A 14,320-nucleotide genomic window follows, 5' to 3' on the forward strand; every position below is an offset into this window, starting at 1 on the left:
TCGATCTCGCTGCCATTGTGCTGCACGTCCAAGGTGGTACGTTCAAAGCGCGTGGTGAAAAGCGGCCGCAATCGCGCCATCAGGCCGTTGCGCTGGAAACGCCGCCGCAGCTTGGCGTCGCTGATCGCGCTGAGGACCGGCCGGTCGCCGACGATCTCTTGCTCGAATTCAGTATAGGATTGCAAACCTCCGGGGCCTTGGAACGGAACCTTCAAGGTCTGGATGCGTGCTTTGCCGATATGCCGCACGCGCAAGGCCATGCCTTGCCGGCGCAGCCATCCATCGGCTGAATCGAAATAGGTCGTTTCCAGCAATTGCGCATGCGACGCCGGTTTGGCGCCCAACACACCGCGCAGTTTGGCCGGCCGCACCTTGGCCGCCCCATCCGGCAGCGTCAGCTTCAGCTCGATTTCCTGTTTCATGATCCCCAACCGTCCAGCGCGCGATCCTAGTGAGCACCTACCTGCAGAAGAAATGACGGTTTGATGACATTTCACTATCAGTATAATGGGGTTTCTCACAAATCCGTGAAGTCACGACAGTGGGGGTGCGGTAAAATACCACTCTCGGCATACTGCCGCCCGGCATTGACTCCAGCATTGACTAGGTCCTTGAAAGGGAACCCAAAAATGAAGCAGTTGAAGTTCACCATTGCGGCTGGCGCGATCGTCTTGGCGCTCGGCGTGACGGCAAATGTGGTTTTTGCCGATACGGCCGTGCTCGACGCGCGCGAAAAAGGCATGAAAACCATGGGCGCCAGCATCAAGACGATCAAGGAACTGATCGGCGCCGGCGGACCCGCTGCCGACATCGTGGCACCGGCGCAGAAGATCGCCGAGATCGCCGCCACGATTCCCAGTCTCTTCCCGGAAGGTTCAGACACCCCCGACGACGAAGCCAGCCCCGACATCTGGACGAATTGGTCTGATTTCCAGGCCAAGGCAAAATCGCTGGGCGATGAAGCGACGATGCTGGCCTCCGCCGCGGAGGGCGGCGACATGGCGACGATCGGCGCGCAATTCGAGAAAGTGGGCGGCGCCTGCGGCACCTGCCACAAGGCCTATCGCATCAAAAAGTAATCAGTTCAGCCAGTGGATCGCCAGCGGTACCGCCGCGGCGATCAAGGCACAGACGATACCGCGAAACGGCGAGGCGAATTTTCCCTCGCCGTTTTTCGCGACCGCTTGCGCCACGGGCCTGGGCAGTTTCGCTGTGCCCACGATCATCGCGCGGATCAAATTCTCGCCCTTGATGAATCGATAAAGCAGCACGACCGCGACATGCACGAGCACGAAAATGAGAATGGCGTCACCAAGACGCCCGTGCCAGCGCCCCATGAAACTGGCGACGGCGCCGCTGGCGTTGTCGTAAAGCGGGCCTTCAAACAGAATATCGTCGGTGTTGAACAGACCGCTCACCGCCTGGGCCAATAGCAACAAAAGCAACGCCGCCACCATCAAGGCCCCGGCCGGATTGTGGCCGAAGCTGAAAGACGGCCGCCGCACCAGCGCATGGCGCAGATAGACGATGATGGCCTGCGGGCCGCGCAGGAAATGGGTGAAGCGCGCGGTCGGGCTGCCGACCAATCCCCACAGGATGCGGAAAATCACCAGACCCAGAACGGCCAGGCCCGCGAGGTAATGAGAATCGAGATCGCCGATCTTGTCGGTGACGAAGCTGGCGCTGATCGCCAGCACCAGCCCCCAATGGAACAGCCGCACCCAGATATCCCAGACCGGTACCGGCGTGAGCTCGGTATCGGTCGAATGCGGCTCCGTCATCCTTCACCCCAGGGCTTGCTTTGCGCGAAATGCTCGGCCATCAGATCCACCAGCACCCGTACTTTTGGCGACAGATGCCGATTCTGCGGATAAACGACGTGCAAGGATACATCGTCGGTCGGAAACTCCGTCAACAGCCTTTTGACCTTGCCGGATTTCAGCGCGGCTTCGATCGTGAATAGAGGCAGCAGCGCAATGCCGCGTCCGGCCAGCAGAGGATCCATCAGCAACAAACCGTGATTGCTCTGCATCGTCCCCGCGACGCGCACCGTCTTGCGGCCCTGGCCTGTGCGGAAAGCCCAATCGAACGGGGTCGGCGACTGGGTATAGATCAGGCAGTTATGCGCTTTGAGATCCTCCGGCCGCTGCGGCTCGCCGAACTTCCGGAGGTATTTCGGACTGGCACAGACATAGCGCGGAATCGTGCACAGGCGCCGCGCGATCAGGCTGGAATCCGGCAGATCCGTACGGATGCGAATGGCCGCGTCAAATCCCTCCTCAATGAGATCGACGAAGCGGTCGCTGGCCTCGATGATCAACCGCAGCTTCGGGTAGCGCTGGGACAATTCATTGATCGTCGCCGCCATCTGCGTGACGCCAAAAGCATTGGGCACACTGAGCCGCAGCGAACCGGTGGGCTCCGCCTGCAGATTACGCACCTCCGCCTCGGCCGCCTCGAACTCATCCAGGAGCCGGATACAGCTTTCGAAATAGGCATTGCCCACTTCGGTGGTCGAGAGACGCCTGGTCGTGCGGTGGATCAGGGTGGCACCCAGATGCCCCTCAAGCTCGCCGATCTGCTTGGAAACGGCGGCTTTGCTGAGGCCAAGGCTGCGCGCCGCGGCGGTAAAGCTCCCTAATTCCACCACGCGACGGAAGGTGCGCATGGCCGTCAACTGATCCATCGGCGACACTCAATTGTCATCATTTAGTGAACGATCTTATCACAGGCGGGCCGATTGTATCCAGGCGCCAGAGAGCCCAAATTACGGCCACCCAATGCGAGATTCCCGCACAACTCATCTGCAAAGAGGCTGCCATGTCGAAAGTGCTCGTTCTCTACTACTCCACCTACGGCCATATCGAGACGATGGCCTATGCCGTTGCCGAAGGTGCCAGGAAGGTCGCCGGCACCGATGTCGTGGTGAAGCGCGTTCCGGAACTGGTGCCGGATGATGTCGCCAAGCAGAACCATTTCAAGCTCGACCAGAAGGCCCCGGTCGCCACAATCGATGAACTCGCCGATTACGACGCGATCATCTTCGGCGCCCCCACCCGCTTCGGCGTCGCCGCCTCGCAGATGCGCAACTTCCTCGATCAGACCGGCGGCCTGTGGTTCAACGGCAAGCTGATCGGCAAGGTGGGCAGCGTCTTCACCTCGTCGGCCACCCAGCATGGCGGCCAGGAATCGACCATCCTTTCCTTCCACACCACTCTCCTGCACCACGGCATGGTGATCGTCGGCCTGCCCTATTCCTGCGCCGCGCAGATGGGCCTCGACGAGATCAAGGGCGGCTCGCCCTATGGCGCCAGCACCATCGCCGGTGGCGACGGCAGCCGCCAGCCCAGCGAACAGGAACTCGGCATGGCCCGCTTCCAGGGCGAGCATGTCGCGAAGATCGCGGCGAAGCTGGCTTAAACGGATCGGACCACTCGAATAGAAAATGGCGCCTACAACCGGTGCCATTTTTTTGTTTTATTATTCTCTCATTTCGTGTAATTCAGTCAACGCCACTCTATTAAGAGGTGTTGAATGAGCACGCCGGAATTTTCGGTTTCGCCGATTACAAGCCAGGAACAATTCGACGAACTGGCCGGACTCGTCACGGCTCTTCGCGAATTTTTCCCCGATGATGCCGTGGTCCTCGACAATGCGCTCTCGGCACTTGAGACCAATACGCGCAGCCTTATGGCGCTTGGCCGCTTCGACGGCGAGCCGTGCTCGTTCTTCATCATTGGCTTGGACGAGGAACCAACGCTCCAGGCAATCTATGTGCCGCCCGATTTACGTGACCATCGGCTTGGCTCAGCAATGTTTCCCCTGATGTCGGCAATGATGAGCATGTCCGAAGTCGAACAAATCAGCTTCAAGGCTGACGGCCGCAGCAGGCGATTCTTCGAACGATTTGGCGCTCGCCCAGTCCCGAAGTCGCCATGGGCAACGAATGACGCCAGCCTCATGACGTTCGCTGCCGCGGATCTCAAACGACCTGAGGGCTGGTTCGAACCCCACGTGGCCAAGGCTGGCGCCTAGCTAATTGACGATGGAGCGCCCCCGACCGCGCACCAGTTGCGCGAGGCGCTCGGCCGGATATTGAGCGACGGTTTCAATAAGCTTCATCAGCGGTGCCGAGATTTTCGGTGCGGACGTTGCCACCTGCTCGCGCATCACCATGCGTGCGGCATCGGCTGGGTCGATCCCCGCCGGCAGGCCCATTACCCAGGCCAGCACTTTCATCTGCACGCTTTCGTTGGCAATGGAATCGAGCAGGCGCAGCGACGCGCAATATTGCTCGGCATGACGGGATGCAAAATCGGGAGATACGAAATCAGTCTGAGAGGCGATCATCACGCTAACCTCCGCCAGGCCCACCGCCCGGTCATTTGGGTTTATCGGATGATGGCAGGTCTCCTGGCTCGCGGGTCGGGGCGCTCCACCGGCCTTCCCGGGATCGTCGGATCCCAGTGGCGTCGGTGATGGATCGCTCGCCGCTTACAGTTGCGGGGGCAGCCGCGGTATCGCACCGCGTTCCCTATTAATCCCGGCCGGAAACGACCACTGCCGCCCCGAATCCGAGAACCATCGCCGCGGAAACTACGCCAGCACCTTGCGAAAGGCAAAGTCCGAAACGCCGCGCCATCCCACCGGCCCGGACCTGCGGCAAAATCCCCCTGGAAGCGACTGTTTCTGTTCCCCGCTTGACATCCGGGGGCGGCCTGCGGCATACGGGCTGCGGGCCACGCTCCCCCAACGGAGCGCTTCGTTCTGGAAGGAACGCCATGAATAGACCGCTCCTGCGGCCGTCGCGGCCGCATTTTTCGTCTGGTCCCTGCGCCAAGCGCCCCGGCTGGACCCCCGCCAATCTCGATATTTCCGTGCTAGGCCGCTCGCATCGTTCGAAGCCCGGCAAGGACAAGCTTGCGGCGCTGATCGACCGCTCGAAAAAGCTGCTCGGCATTCCGGCGGATTACCGGCTCGGCATCGTACCGGCCTCCGATACCGGTGCCGTCGAGATGGCCCTGTGGTCGCTCCTGGGAACCAATCCCATCACCGTGCTCGCCTTCGAAAGCTTTAGTGAAGGCTGGGCAAGCGACATCGTCAACGAACTCCATCTGCCGACCAAGATCCGGCGCGCCGATTACGGCCGCCTCCCCGATCTTGGCCGCATCGACAAGAACGACGACATCATCTTCACCTGGAACGGCACCACCTCCGGCGTGCGTGTGCCAAATGCCGATTGGATCGCCGACGACCGCACCGGGCTCACCATCTGCGACGCCACCTCGGCGGTCTTTGCAATGGATCTCCCGTGGCGGAAACTCGATGTCGTGACTTGGTCCTGGCAAAAGGTGCTGGGCGGCGAAGGCGGTCACGGCATGATCGCACTCTCGCCGCGCGCGGTTGAGCGTCTGGTGAGTCATCAACCAACCTGGCCGATTCCGAAGATCTTCCGCATGGCCAAGGGCGGAAAGCTGATCGAGGGTATCTTCAAGGGCGAGACCATCAACACCCCTTCGATGCTCTGCGTCGAGGATCAGTTGGATGCCCTGGCCTGGGCGGAATCCACCGGCGGCCTTGCCGGCCTCATTGCCCGCAGCGAATCCAATTTGCAACTTGTGACCGATTGGGTCGCCAATTCGCATTGGGCGGGATTCCTCGCCGAAGATCCGGCGACGCGTTCCTGCACATCGGTCTGCCTGACCATCGTCGATCCCTGGTTCACGGCGAAGGACAAGGACGCGCGAGAGAAGATCGCCAAGGACATCGCAGCATTGCTCGAGAAGGAGCAGGCGGCACTCGATATCGGCGCCTATCGCGATGCACCGCCGGGCCTGCGCATCTGGTGCGGCGCCACCATCGAGAAAGCCGATGTGGCGGCTCTCCTGCCCTGGCTCGATTGGGCCTATGCCACAGTGAAACACGCTGCGAACGGGAACTGAGTCATGCCAAAAGTACTTATTTCAGATGAATTGTCGCCCGCCGCAGTCAAGATCTTCAAGGATCGCGGCATCGAGGTGGATGAGAAGGTCGGCCTGAAGCCGAAGGAACTCGCCGCCATCATCGGCGAATATGACGGCCTCGCCCTGCGCTCGGCGAGCAAGGTAACCGCCGACGTCATCGCCGCCGCGACCAGGCTCAAGGTGGTCGGCCGTGCCGGCATCGGCGTCGACAATATCGACGTCAAGGCGGCGACCGCCCGCGGTATCTGCGTGATGAACACGCCTTTCGGCAACAACATCACGACCGCCGAACATACCGTCGCCATGATGATGGCCCTGGCCCGGCACATTCCCGAAGCCAACGCCACGACCCATCAGGGCAAATGGGAGAAATCCCGCTTCGTCGGTGTCGAACTCTACGCCAAGACGCTGGGTCTGGTCGGCTGCGGCAATATCGGCTCGATCGTCGCCGACCGCGCGCAGGGACTGAAGATGAAGGTGATCGCCTATGACCCCTTCCTCTCACCCGAACGCGCCCTCGATCTCGGCGTCGAGAAGGTGGAACTCGATATCCTGCTGCACCGGGCGGATTTCATCTCGCTGCACACGCCCTTGACCGATCAGACCCGCAACCTGATCGATGCCAAGGCGCTGGCGAAATGCAAGGACGGTGTGCGCATCATCAATTGCGCCCGTGGCGGTCTCATCGTCGAAGACGACCTGAAAGCGGCGCTCGATTCCGGCAAGGTCGCCGGCGCGGCCCTCGACGTTTTCCCGGTCGAGCCAGCTACGGAGAATATCCTGTTCGGCCATCCCCATGTCGTCTGCACGCCGCATCTCGGCGCCTCGTCGACCGAGGCGCAATTGAACGTCGCCATCCAGGTGGCCGAGCAGATGTCGGACTTCCTGCTGCACGGAGCCGTCACCAACGCCCTCAACATGGCCTCGGTCACGGTCGAGGAAGCGCCCAAGCTGCGGCCCTATATGAAGTTGGCCGATCAATTGGGCGCCTTTGCGGGACAGGCCACAGAAACCGGCCTGCGCAAAGTGACGGTCGAATATGAAGGCCATGTTGCCGGCCTCAACACGCGGCCGCTGACCGCGCTCATCCTGCAGGGATTGCTGAAGCCACTGCTGGCCGAGAGCGTCAACATGGTGAATGCGCCTTTGGTCGCCAAGGAGCGCAATATCGATCTCACCGAAGTGAAGCACGAGCGTGAGGGCGATTATCACACGCTCATCCGGCTCACAGTCGAATCCGAGCGCTGGTCGCGCTCGATCGCCGGTACTCTGTTCGCCGATCAGCGGCCGCGCGTGGTCGACATCAAGGGCATCAAGATCGATGCCGAGTTGGGACCGCACATGCTTTACGTCACCAATGACGACAAGCCGGGCTTCATCGGCAAGCTCGGCACGCTCCTGGGCGATAACGGCATCAACATCGCGACCTTCGCCCTCGGCCGGTCCGCCCAGGGCGGCGATGCCATCGCCCTGGTCGAGATTGACGGCCCCATGCCACCCCAGATCCTGAAGGCCGTTCAGGACCTGCCCCAGGTTCAACAGGCCAAAGCCCTGGTTTTCTGAGGAAATCGAGGCCGTCCGGGCGGTGGATGATATTTTGATGCAACGCCCGGTCCCTCAACACCCCATCTTGCGGTTAACCTATTATTATGATTTGATCCTTCATGAACCTTCCGGCCGGAATCGGGGGCTGCAGCCACGTGGCGGCAGTTGTTATCCGGCACTTGGCATCACTTAAAAGGGGTAGACTCGCATGAAGAAGATCCTGTTGCCCGTTCTGGGCGCTCTGGCGCTGGCCGCCTGCTCGGTCACGCCGCAATACGATCTCAACCGCCAGGTCTCCGGCGAGTGTGGCTCGGGCGATGCGAATATCGCGACGCTGCAGGGCGAAGAAACGGTGATCATCGGCGAGATCTACAAGAACAATCAGAGCGTCGCCGTGAACGGCGATGTCGCCAATCTCCTCGGCGGCGACTATGTCGATATCGCCGAAGCCAGCGGCAGCGCCCCGGCTTTCGATTACTACCGCCATGTCGAATTGCGCACGGCCGATTACCAGGCCGCCTGCATCGGCGCCCGCGCGCCGAATCCCTGATTTTTCGATCCGGGACCAGATCAACCGCCGGTCGGCTGATGCCACCGGCGGTTTTTCTTTGCCCTCAACGCGGCCGACACACCCGGTATTTGCCTAAAGTTTTTCCTTTATCTTATTGTTTTAACTGTAATATTTCTGTGCACGTCTAGGTTAACGGCGAACTTGGTGCTACTCTCCGTTTGTTATCTTGTGACTCGGCCAAGCTTGGCCGGATGCATGTTCGGAGTGACCCGATGTCCGCGCCTCATAAGATCCTGATCATCGGCCGCAATGCCGCCCTCGCCCACGATCTTGGGACGATGCTTTGGCCGGCTGGCCTCGAAGCTCGCATGGTGGACGGCGCCGAGTTCGGTCTACTCGACATCGACCGCTTGCGCCGGAATATCGACGCGCTGGCGCCATCGCTGATCATCAGCGTGGTCGGATCCGCCTCGACCGATCGCATCGAACATGGCCGCACCGTCACACAGGCGCGCAATCACTGGGCGGTGGGCGATCTCGCCGAGGTCGCCGGTCATCGCGACATCCCGCTGCTGCACCTCTCCTCGGATCAGGTCTTTGCCGGCGACCGGCTGGAGGCCTATCGGGAAACCGATGCCGCCGATGCGATCAGCGTCCTGGGTCAAAGCCAGGCCGCGGGCGAAGCGGAAATCCGGGCCCATTGCCGCCGCCATGTCATCCTGCGGACCGGCTGGCTGTTCAGCGCCAACGGCCACAACATGCTCCGCACCATGATCTCTTTGGGACGCCGCGGCGGCCGCGTGCATGTGCCCCACGATCATGTCAGCGGGCCGACGCCGGTGCGCGAACTCTGCGCCGCCTTGCGCCAGATCGCGTTGCGGATGTTGGAAACCCCGCCCGCCGAGTTCGGTGGTCATACGCTGCATTTTTCCGGCGCGCCGGCGGCAACACTTTATGAATTTGCAGAAGTGGCGATCGGCCGCGCGGCATCGTTCCAGGTCGCACCCGACCTCGTGCCGATCACGCCCAGCCGCTTCGGGGTCACCGGTGCGCCCGCGCGCCGGACCGAGCTTGATTGTTCGACGGCAACGACGATGTTCGGGCTTATTCAGCCGGACTGGCGCAAGGCGCTGGCCGATTGCGTCGACGAGATCTGCCAGACCGATGGCGGCACGCCCGAACAGCGCATCGCTGCGCTGGCCGAGACGCCCTTGCCCTATCGCGGTTTCGTGCCGGAGAATCGCCGGCGCGGCGCCCTGCCCTTTGGCGTTGCCATGGACCGGCGCCGCGTCGGCTGACGCGTCTCAGGCGAGATCGAACAGCAGGAACTCGGCGGTATCGCTCGCCGTCACCGTGACGGTATCGACGTCTTCGATCGCCGCGCCGTCGCCAGCCTCGAGAACCTTGCCATTCACAGCCAGCGTGCCGGCGACGACCTGCACCCAGGCACCGCGCCCGGCGGCCAGTTGATGCTCGACACGCGCTCCGGCCTCCAGGATGCTGGCATAGAGCCGGGCGTCCTGGTTGATCCGCAGCGATCCTTCCGCACCGTCCGGCGAAACTAGGAGACGCAGCCGATCTCGCTTCTCCTCATCCGGCACGTTGATCTGCGCATAGGCGCTGGGCAGATTACCGGCTTCCGGCAAAATCCAGATCTGCAGGAAATGAACGTCCTCGGCATCCGAGCCGTTGAACTCGCTATGCTCGACGCCGGTGCCCGCGGACATTGCCTGCACGTCGCCGCGCTTCAGCACGCCCTTGCTGCCCAAGGTATCGGCGTGGGCCAGCGCGCCACTCACGACATAGGAGATGATCTCCATGTCGCGATGGCCATGCCGGCCAAAGCCCTTGCCCGGCCGCACGCGGTCTTCGTTGATCACGCGTAGCGCGCGATAGCCCATATGGCCGGGATCGTAATAATGCCCGAACGAGAAGCTGTGCTTGCTGTCCAGCCAGCCCATATTCTCGCCACCGCGCTCGGTCGAAGGTCGACGGATAAAGCTCATGTTTGCCTCCTCAATAACTGATGGAGGGAAGATGGCGCCGTTTAACACCGGAAACAATCGCACCACTTCACACAACACTGTCCACAGTTAGGCAACAGTATAGCGCTTTATAACGTCGACCTCGCCGCAACCAGTTACTCAGCCGGTTCCGGAAATGCCGGCAACTTATTGATATGATTTGCATCGTGCTGAACGACCAAGATCGCCTTCAGGCTCCGCGCCATATGTTGCAGCCGGTCCATCGAGGCCAGCGATTGCGCCCGGTCGTGATTAAACGGCGGCACGCCGTTATGTTCGAACTGCTCCTCGAAATGGACGATGTCGCCGCTCAAGAGGACCGGGCCGGTCTTCTCCAGCCGGACAAGCAGGGCATAGCTTCCCGGCGTGTGCCCCGGCATCGTCAGCATCATGACCGATCCGTCGCCAAAGACGTCCTTGTCGCCCATGACTTCCTCGACCGGCGCGCCGTTCTTCAGCCAGGGCGCCAGCAGGTCCGGCATGACGGCAAAAGGCAGCGGATCCTGCTTCATGGCCGCGAGATCGCCTTGCCCCATCAACAGCTTCGCCTTCGGGAAATCCGCAGCCTGGCCCATATGATCGAAGTGATAATGGCTGATGCCGACGGTCCCGATATCGTCAGGCTTCACGCCGAGCTTCTCCAATTGCGCGGGCAAGGTCTCCTTCAAGCTAGGCGACATCGGCGCGTTGTCGTCAAAGGGTGCATTGAGCATGCCGGCAGGCAGCCCCGTATCCCAGATCAGATATGCGTCATCGTGCTTGATCAGGTAGCAGCTATCGGTCAGCACCCGCGTCGTGCCCGTATAATCGTAGGTATCGGAAAAGGCGTTGAGGTCCTTGACCTGGATGCTGCCGCAATCCAGACGCCACAATTTGACCTCCGCCGCATTGGCGGCCTGGGCGACAGTCAGGACGCTCGCGAGGGCGATGGCAAATGTCACAATTTTCATGATGGTTCTCCCGTCAGGTGATGTGGCCGCATCATGCGCCGTCCCGTGGGACGCTATGCGCCGGAAGCGCTACCAAGCGCGCCCGAAACGCTCACGCCTGCGTTGCGCCGAATGCCCGCCGCCGCTAACCTCGCGGTCATGGATATTCCGACCCCACAGGAAGCCCTGCGAAAACTGCTGCTGGAGCGGCTGCGCCCGCTGGTCGAGACGCCCGGCCGCGCCCAGAAACCCTGCGGCATGCAGTTTCGCGGCACCCAGCTCTTTTCCTATTGTTGTTTCACCACTGAACGCATCGCCGCCTTCGAGACATTGCAGGCTGTTATCGGCATCGTGCTCAACGGCACCAAGGAATTCTGGGTCGGTAATTCGGGCCGGCGCTTCTCCGCAGGCCAGGTCTTCGTCCTGCCCGCCGGAACGAAACTCGATGTCGTCAATATTCCGGATGACCGCCGCGGACGCTACGAGGCGCTGATTGTCGAAGTGCACCACCTGCCGCCGGCTCTGGCCGCCCTGCCGGAATTGCCGCAGCCGGCCGCCAGGGAAACCAGGCATGACGTGACGCTGACCGCCGAACTGGTCGATGCGCTCTCCCACGCCGCGCACACTTTGGCGAGTTCGGATCATGCCGAAATTCTCGCGGAGCATCGTCTTGCCGAGGTCCTGATGTTGCTGCGCAACGATCCGGCGGCGCGCTGCCTCTTCGATCTCTCGCTGCGGGAACGGATCGCCCGGATGGTGGTGGCGGAGACGACACGGACATGGACCGCCGAAGCCATCGCCGCCAAGCTCGGCATGGGTGCTTCCACCTTGCGCCGCCATCTCACGCAGGACGGCACGGCCTTGCGCGAGGTTCTTGCAACAGCGCGCATGCAGATCGCCCGCGGCATGCTCGAACGCGGCGAAGCCAATGTCAGCACCGCTGCCGAAGCTGCCGGCTATGCCTCGCGCTCGCATTTCATCCGCCGCTACCGCAGTATTTACGGCGCGGTCCCGAGCGAACACCTCGCGCGATAATCACAAGAAAAAAGGCCGGCGCATCGCTGCACCGGCCTTTTCCTGTAAGTGCAGGATGGAAGCTTAGAACAAGCCTTCCACTTCCAGCTTGTCGTTGAGGCGGATGTGGTTCGCGGATGGCACGCGCGGCAGGCCCGGCATGGTCATGATCTCGCCGCAGACGACGACGATGAACTCGGCGCCGGCCGAGAGGCGGATCTCGCGGATCGGCACGACATGGTTCGACGGTGCCCCTTTGAGGTTGGGATCGGTCGAGAAACTGTACTGGGTCTTCGCCATGCAGACCGGGTAGTGACCGAAGCCCGCCTTTTCGAACTCGGCGAAACGGTCGCGCACCGCCTTGTCGGCGATGATGCCCTGGGCGCCGTAGAGCGATTGGGCGATGGTGCGGGTCTTGTCCCAGAGCGGCATTTCGTCCGGATAGAGCGGCTTGAAATTGCTGGGGGTCTCGGTGAGCTTCACCACCGCATTGGCGAGTGCTTCCGTGCCTTCCGAACCGAGCGCCCAGTGGTTGCACTCGATCGCTTCCGAACCCAGTTCCGCGCAAAGTTGACGCACGGCGTCGAGCTCGGCATCGGTGTCGGCCGAGAAGCGGTTGATGGCGACCACGGCGGGCACGCCGAACTTCTTCACGTTCTCGATATGGCGGGCGAGGTTCTCGCCGCCCTTCTTCACCGCGGCCACGTTCTCCTTGCCGAGGTCTTCCTTGGCGACACCGCCATGCATCTTCAAGGCGCGGATGGTGGCGACGATGACCGCCGCCGCCGGTTTCAGACCCGCCTTGCGGCATTTGATGTCGAAGAACTTCTCGGCGCCGAGATCGGCACCGAAGCCGGCTTCGGTCACCACGAAATCGGCGAGCTTCAGCGCAGTGGTGGTGGCAATCACCGAATTGCAGCCATGGGCGATATTGGCGAAGGGGCCGCCATGGATGAAGGCCGGGTTGTTCTCCAGCGTCTGCACCAGATTGGGCGCGATCGCGTCCTTCAGCAGCACCGTCATGGCGCCGTCGGCCTTGAGGTCGCGGGCATAGATCGGCTTCTTGTCGCGGGTATAGCCGACGATGATGTTGCCAAGGCGCTTGGTGAGATCGGCAAGATCGGTCGACAGGCAGAAGATCGCCATGACTTCCGACGCCACGGTGATGTCGAAGCCGTCCTCGCGCGGGAAGCCGTTGGAGACGCCGCCCAGCGAATTGGTGATCTGGCGGAGCGCGCGGTCATTCATATCCATGACCCGGCGCCAGGTAACGCGGCGGGTGTCGAAGCCCAGCTCATTGCCCCAATAGATATGGTTGTCGATGAGGGCCGAGAGCAGGTTGTGCGCGGCGCCGATCGCGTGGAAGTCGCCGGTGAAATGAAGGTTGATGTCTTCCATCGGCACGACCTGGGCATAACCACCGCCCGCCGCGCCACCCTTCACGCCGAAGCAAGGCCCGAGCGAGGGCTCGCGCAGGCAGATGATGGCCTTCTTGCCGATGCGGTTGAGGCCGTCGCCGAGGCCCACTGTCGTCGTGGTCTTGCCTTCGCCGGCGGGGGTCGGGTTGATCGCCGTCACGAGGATCAGCTTGCCGTCTTTCTGACCCTTCAGCGATTTGATGTAATCCATCGAGATCTTGGCCTTGGTATGGCCGAAGGGCAGCAGATGCTCTTCCTTGATGCCAAGCTTCGCCGCGACCTCGCGGATCGGCTTCATTTTGGCTTCGCGCGCGATTTCAATATCGCTGCCGACCTTCTTCGACATGGAAATTCCCCTATGGATCAAAAACTTTGCCGATGGCCCAGGCCGGCGAGTTACCGGCGGGCGACCTCGGTGGTGAGACTAGGTCCGAATCCGCCCGGCCATCTGCCTACCGGCGACCGATTTTTGTCGATTTTGCGCCGTGCCGGATGTCGCGATGGCGTCAAATCTATGACACAAATGCGGGTGATCGCGCTCGCTTATGCTGTTATGTAAAGTCGAAAAAATCGGAATAGATCAATCCGTTCGCGTTTTTTTTGCTAGCGTCAACGGTAACTATTTCAACCTCTGGGATGAGGTTTAATTTCGAAGTCAGGGCAGTCCAAATACCTTGCGGCAGATGATTCCCCCGTGAATTTGGCGAGAGCAGCACAACTCTAATTCGTTCAGGCCGAAAATATTTTGAGAACCCGGCAACTACTTCGTCGGCGGCGGGAATTTTCGTTGTTGCAGAAATTTGCAGAGCACCGGCGAAGTTCCATCGCCGCGCAGGAACGTTCTTTTGCTGCATTTTTGCTTTGCTATAGGCAAGAAAGCCTTTCAACGATTTATCATTCCCTTCGTGAGGAGAAC

The 14,320-nt window shown here is 61.4% G+C and carries 16 protein-coding genes and 1 riboswitch; of the genes, 8 read left to right on the top strand and 8 right to left on the bottom strand.

Annotation, left to right across the window (positions count from 1 at the left end; genetic code table 11):
* The coding region (locus tag ACE3PR_RS20465; protein WP_374375968.1) for an inorganic triphosphatase at positions 1 to 422 on the bottom strand (422 nt) is incomplete at its 3' end.
* A gap of 207 nt (positions 423 to 629) precedes the next feature.
* Here ACE3PR_RS20465 and ACE3PR_RS20470 point away from each other — a divergent pair.
* A complete protein-coding gene (locus tag ACE3PR_RS20470) occupies positions 630 to 1,079 on the top strand; it encodes a cytochrome c (RefSeq protein WP_374375970.1) in 450 nt (149 codons plus the stop codon).
* On the opposite strand, the gene ACE3PR_RS20475 is transcribed toward ACE3PR_RS20470, so the two are convergent.
* On the bottom strand, positions 1,080 to 1,781 hold the full coding sequence (locus ACE3PR_RS20475) for a cytochrome b/b6 domain-containing protein (protein ID WP_374375972.1): 702 nt from the start codon (positions 1,779 to 1,781) through the stop codon (positions 1,080 to 1,082).
* Positions 1,778 to 2,686: a LysR family transcriptional regulator gene (locus ACE3PR_RS20480; protein ID WP_374375974.1), complete on the bottom strand. Its 909-nt coding sequence runs from the start codon at positions 2,684 to 2,686 to the stop codon at positions 1,778 to 1,780. Before ACE3PR_RS20480 ends, ACE3PR_RS20475 begins: the two co-directional genes overlap by 4 nt.
* A gap of 134 nt (positions 2,687 to 2,820) precedes the next feature.
* On the opposite strand from ACE3PR_RS20480, the gene wrbA reads away from it, so the two are divergent.
* Both wrbA and ACE3PR_RS20490 read left to right on the top strand, forming a co-directional pair.
* Positions 2,821 to 3,420, top strand: coding sequence for an NAD(P)H:quinone oxidoreductase (gene wrbA / locus ACE3PR_RS20485; RefSeq protein ID WP_374375976.1), 600 nt, complete (start codon positions 2,821 to 2,823; stop codon positions 3,418 to 3,420).
* Positions 3,421 to 3,534: 114 nt separating this feature from the next.
* Positions 3,535 to 4,035: a hypothetical protein gene (locus ACE3PR_RS20490; protein ID WP_374375978.1), complete on the top strand. Its 501-nt coding sequence runs from the start codon at positions 3,535 to 3,537 to the stop codon at positions 4,033 to 4,035.
* Here ACE3PR_RS20490 and ACE3PR_RS20495 read toward each other — a convergent pair whose 3' ends face one another.
* Positions 4,036 to 4,350, bottom strand: a complete 315-nt coding sequence (locus tag ACE3PR_RS20495) for a hypothetical protein (RefSeq protein ID WP_374375980.1) — start codon at positions 4,348 to 4,350, stop codon at positions 4,036 to 4,038.
* A 35-nt stretch (positions 4,351 to 4,385) separates the two neighbouring features.
* Positions 4,386 to 4,574, bottom strand: a riboswitch (cobalamin riboswitch).
* 207 nt (positions 4,575 to 4,781) lie between these two features.
* Between ACE3PR_RS20495 and ACE3PR_RS20500 the strand changes: the two genes are divergently transcribed.
* The 4 genes from ACE3PR_RS20500 (at position 4,782) to ACE3PR_RS20515 (ending at position 9,317) form a co-directional block, all read left to right on the top strand.
* The gene (locus ACE3PR_RS20500; protein ID WP_374375982.1) at positions 4,782 to 5,942 is read left to right on the top strand and encodes a phosphoserine transaminase; all 1,161 of its coding nucleotides are present in this window, start codon (positions 4,782 to 4,784) and stop codon (positions 5,940 to 5,942) included.
* A 3-nt stretch (positions 5,943 to 5,945) separates the two neighbouring features.
* On the top strand, positions 5,946 to 7,526 hold the full coding sequence (gene serA / locus ACE3PR_RS20505; RefSeq protein ID WP_374375984.1) for a phosphoglycerate dehydrogenase: 1,581 nt from the start codon (positions 5,946 to 5,948) through the stop codon (positions 7,524 to 7,526).
* A gap of 190 nt (positions 7,527 to 7,716) precedes the next feature.
* On the top strand, positions 7,717 to 8,058 hold the full coding sequence (locus tag ACE3PR_RS20510) for a hypothetical protein (protein WP_374375986.1): 342 nt from the start codon (positions 7,717 to 7,719) through the stop codon (positions 8,056 to 8,058).
* A gap of 233 nt (positions 8,059 to 8,291) precedes the next feature.
* On the top strand, positions 8,292 to 9,317 hold the full coding sequence (locus tag ACE3PR_RS20515) for an NAD(P)-dependent oxidoreductase (protein WP_374375988.1): 1,026 nt from the start codon (positions 8,292 to 8,294) through the stop codon (positions 9,315 to 9,317).
* A 6-nt stretch (positions 9,318 to 9,323) separates the two neighbouring features.
* Here ACE3PR_RS20515 and ACE3PR_RS20520 read toward each other — a convergent pair whose 3' ends face one another.
* A complete protein-coding gene (locus ACE3PR_RS20520) occupies positions 9,324 to 10,025 on the bottom strand; it encodes a pirin family protein (RefSeq protein WP_374375990.1) in 702 nt (233 codons plus the stop codon).
* A 134-nt stretch (positions 10,026 to 10,159) separates the two neighbouring features.
* Entirely contained in the window at positions 10,160 to 10,993 is an 834-nt protein-coding gene (locus ACE3PR_RS20525; RefSeq protein WP_374375992.1) for an N-acyl homoserine lactonase family protein, read from the bottom strand.
* 111 nt (positions 10,994 to 11,104) lie between these two features.
* Here ACE3PR_RS20525 and ACE3PR_RS20530 point away from each other — a divergent pair, with 111 nt between their 5' ends.
* Positions 11,105 to 12,007: a helix-turn-helix transcriptional regulator gene (locus ACE3PR_RS20530; protein ID WP_374375994.1), complete on the top strand. Its 903-nt coding sequence runs from the start codon at positions 11,105 to 11,107 to the stop codon at positions 12,005 to 12,007.
* A gap of 63 nt (positions 12,008 to 12,070) precedes the next feature.
* Here ACE3PR_RS20530 and ACE3PR_RS20535 read toward each other — a convergent pair whose 3' ends face one another.
* Both ACE3PR_RS20535 and ACE3PR_RS20540 read right to left on the bottom strand, forming a co-directional pair.
* Positions 12,071 to 13,750: a formate--tetrahydrofolate ligase gene (locus tag ACE3PR_RS20535; RefSeq protein WP_374375996.1), complete on the bottom strand. Its 1,680-nt coding sequence runs from the start codon at positions 13,748 to 13,750 to the stop codon at positions 12,071 to 12,073.
* Between the two features lie 205 nt (positions 13,751 to 13,955).
* The gene (locus tag ACE3PR_RS20540) at positions 13,956 to 14,291 is read right to left on the bottom strand and encodes a hypothetical protein (protein ID WP_374375998.1); all 336 of its coding nucleotides are present in this window, start codon (positions 14,289 to 14,291) and stop codon (positions 13,956 to 13,958) included.
* Positions 14,292 to 14,320: the final 29 nt, after the last annotated feature.

Source organism: Dongia sp. (assembly GCF_041909655.1).
GTDB lineage: Bacteria > Pseudomonadota > Alphaproteobacteria > Dongiales > Dongiaceae > Dongia.

Bases quoted from the DNA above. Each gene is read 5' to 3' on its own strand.
- ACE3PR_RS20525 (WP_374375992.1), bottom strand. From the start codon at position 10,993: ATGAAAATTGTGACATTTGCCATCGCCCTCGCGAGCGTCCTGACTGTC.
- ACE3PR_RS20510 (WP_374375986.1), top strand. From the start codon at position 7,717: ATGAAGAAGATCCTGTTGCCCGTTCTGGGCGCTCTGGCGCTGGCCGCC.
- wrbA (WP_374375976.1), top strand. From the start codon at position 2,821: ATGTCGAAAGTGCTCGTTCTCTACTACTCCACCTACGGCCATATCGAG.
- serA (WP_374375984.1), top strand. From the start codon at position 5,946: ATGCCAAAAGTACTTATTTCAGATGAATTGTCGCCCGCCGCAGTCAAG.
- ACE3PR_RS20530 (WP_374375994.1), top strand. From the start codon at position 11,105: ATGCCCGCCGCCGCTAACCTCGCGGTCATGGATATTCCGACCCCACAG.
- ACE3PR_RS20535 (WP_374375996.1), bottom strand. From the start codon at position 13,750: ATGTCGAAGAAGGTCGGCAGCGATATTGAAATCGCGCGCGAAGCCAAA.
- ACE3PR_RS20475 (WP_374375972.1), bottom strand. From the start codon at position 1,781: ATGACGGAGCCGCATTCGACCGATACCGAGCTCACGCCGGTACCGGTC.
- ACE3PR_RS20520 (WP_374375990.1), bottom strand. From the start codon at position 10,025: ATGAGCTTTATCCGTCGACCTTCGACCGAGCGCGGTGGCGAGAATATG.
- ACE3PR_RS20495 (WP_374375980.1), bottom strand. From the start codon at position 4,350: ATGATCGCCTCTCAGACTGATTTCGTATCTCCCGATTTTGCATCCCGT.
- ACE3PR_RS20515 (WP_374375988.1), top strand. From the start codon at position 8,292: ATGTCCGCGCCTCATAAGATCCTGATCATCGGCCGCAATGCCGCCCTC.
- ACE3PR_RS20480 (WP_374375974.1), bottom strand. From the start codon at position 2,686: ATGGATCAGTTGACGGCCATGCGCACCTTCCGTCGCGTGGTGGAATTA.
- ACE3PR_RS20500 (WP_374375982.1), top strand. From the start codon at position 4,782: ATGAATAGACCGCTCCTGCGGCCGTCGCGGCCGCATTTTTCGTCTGGT.
- ACE3PR_RS20470 (WP_374375970.1), top strand. From the start codon at position 630: ATGAAGCAGTTGAAGTTCACCATTGCGGCTGGCGCGATCGTCTTGGCG.
- ACE3PR_RS20490 (WP_374375978.1), top strand. From the start codon at position 3,535: ATGAGCACGCCGGAATTTTCGGTTTCGCCGATTACAAGCCAGGAACAA.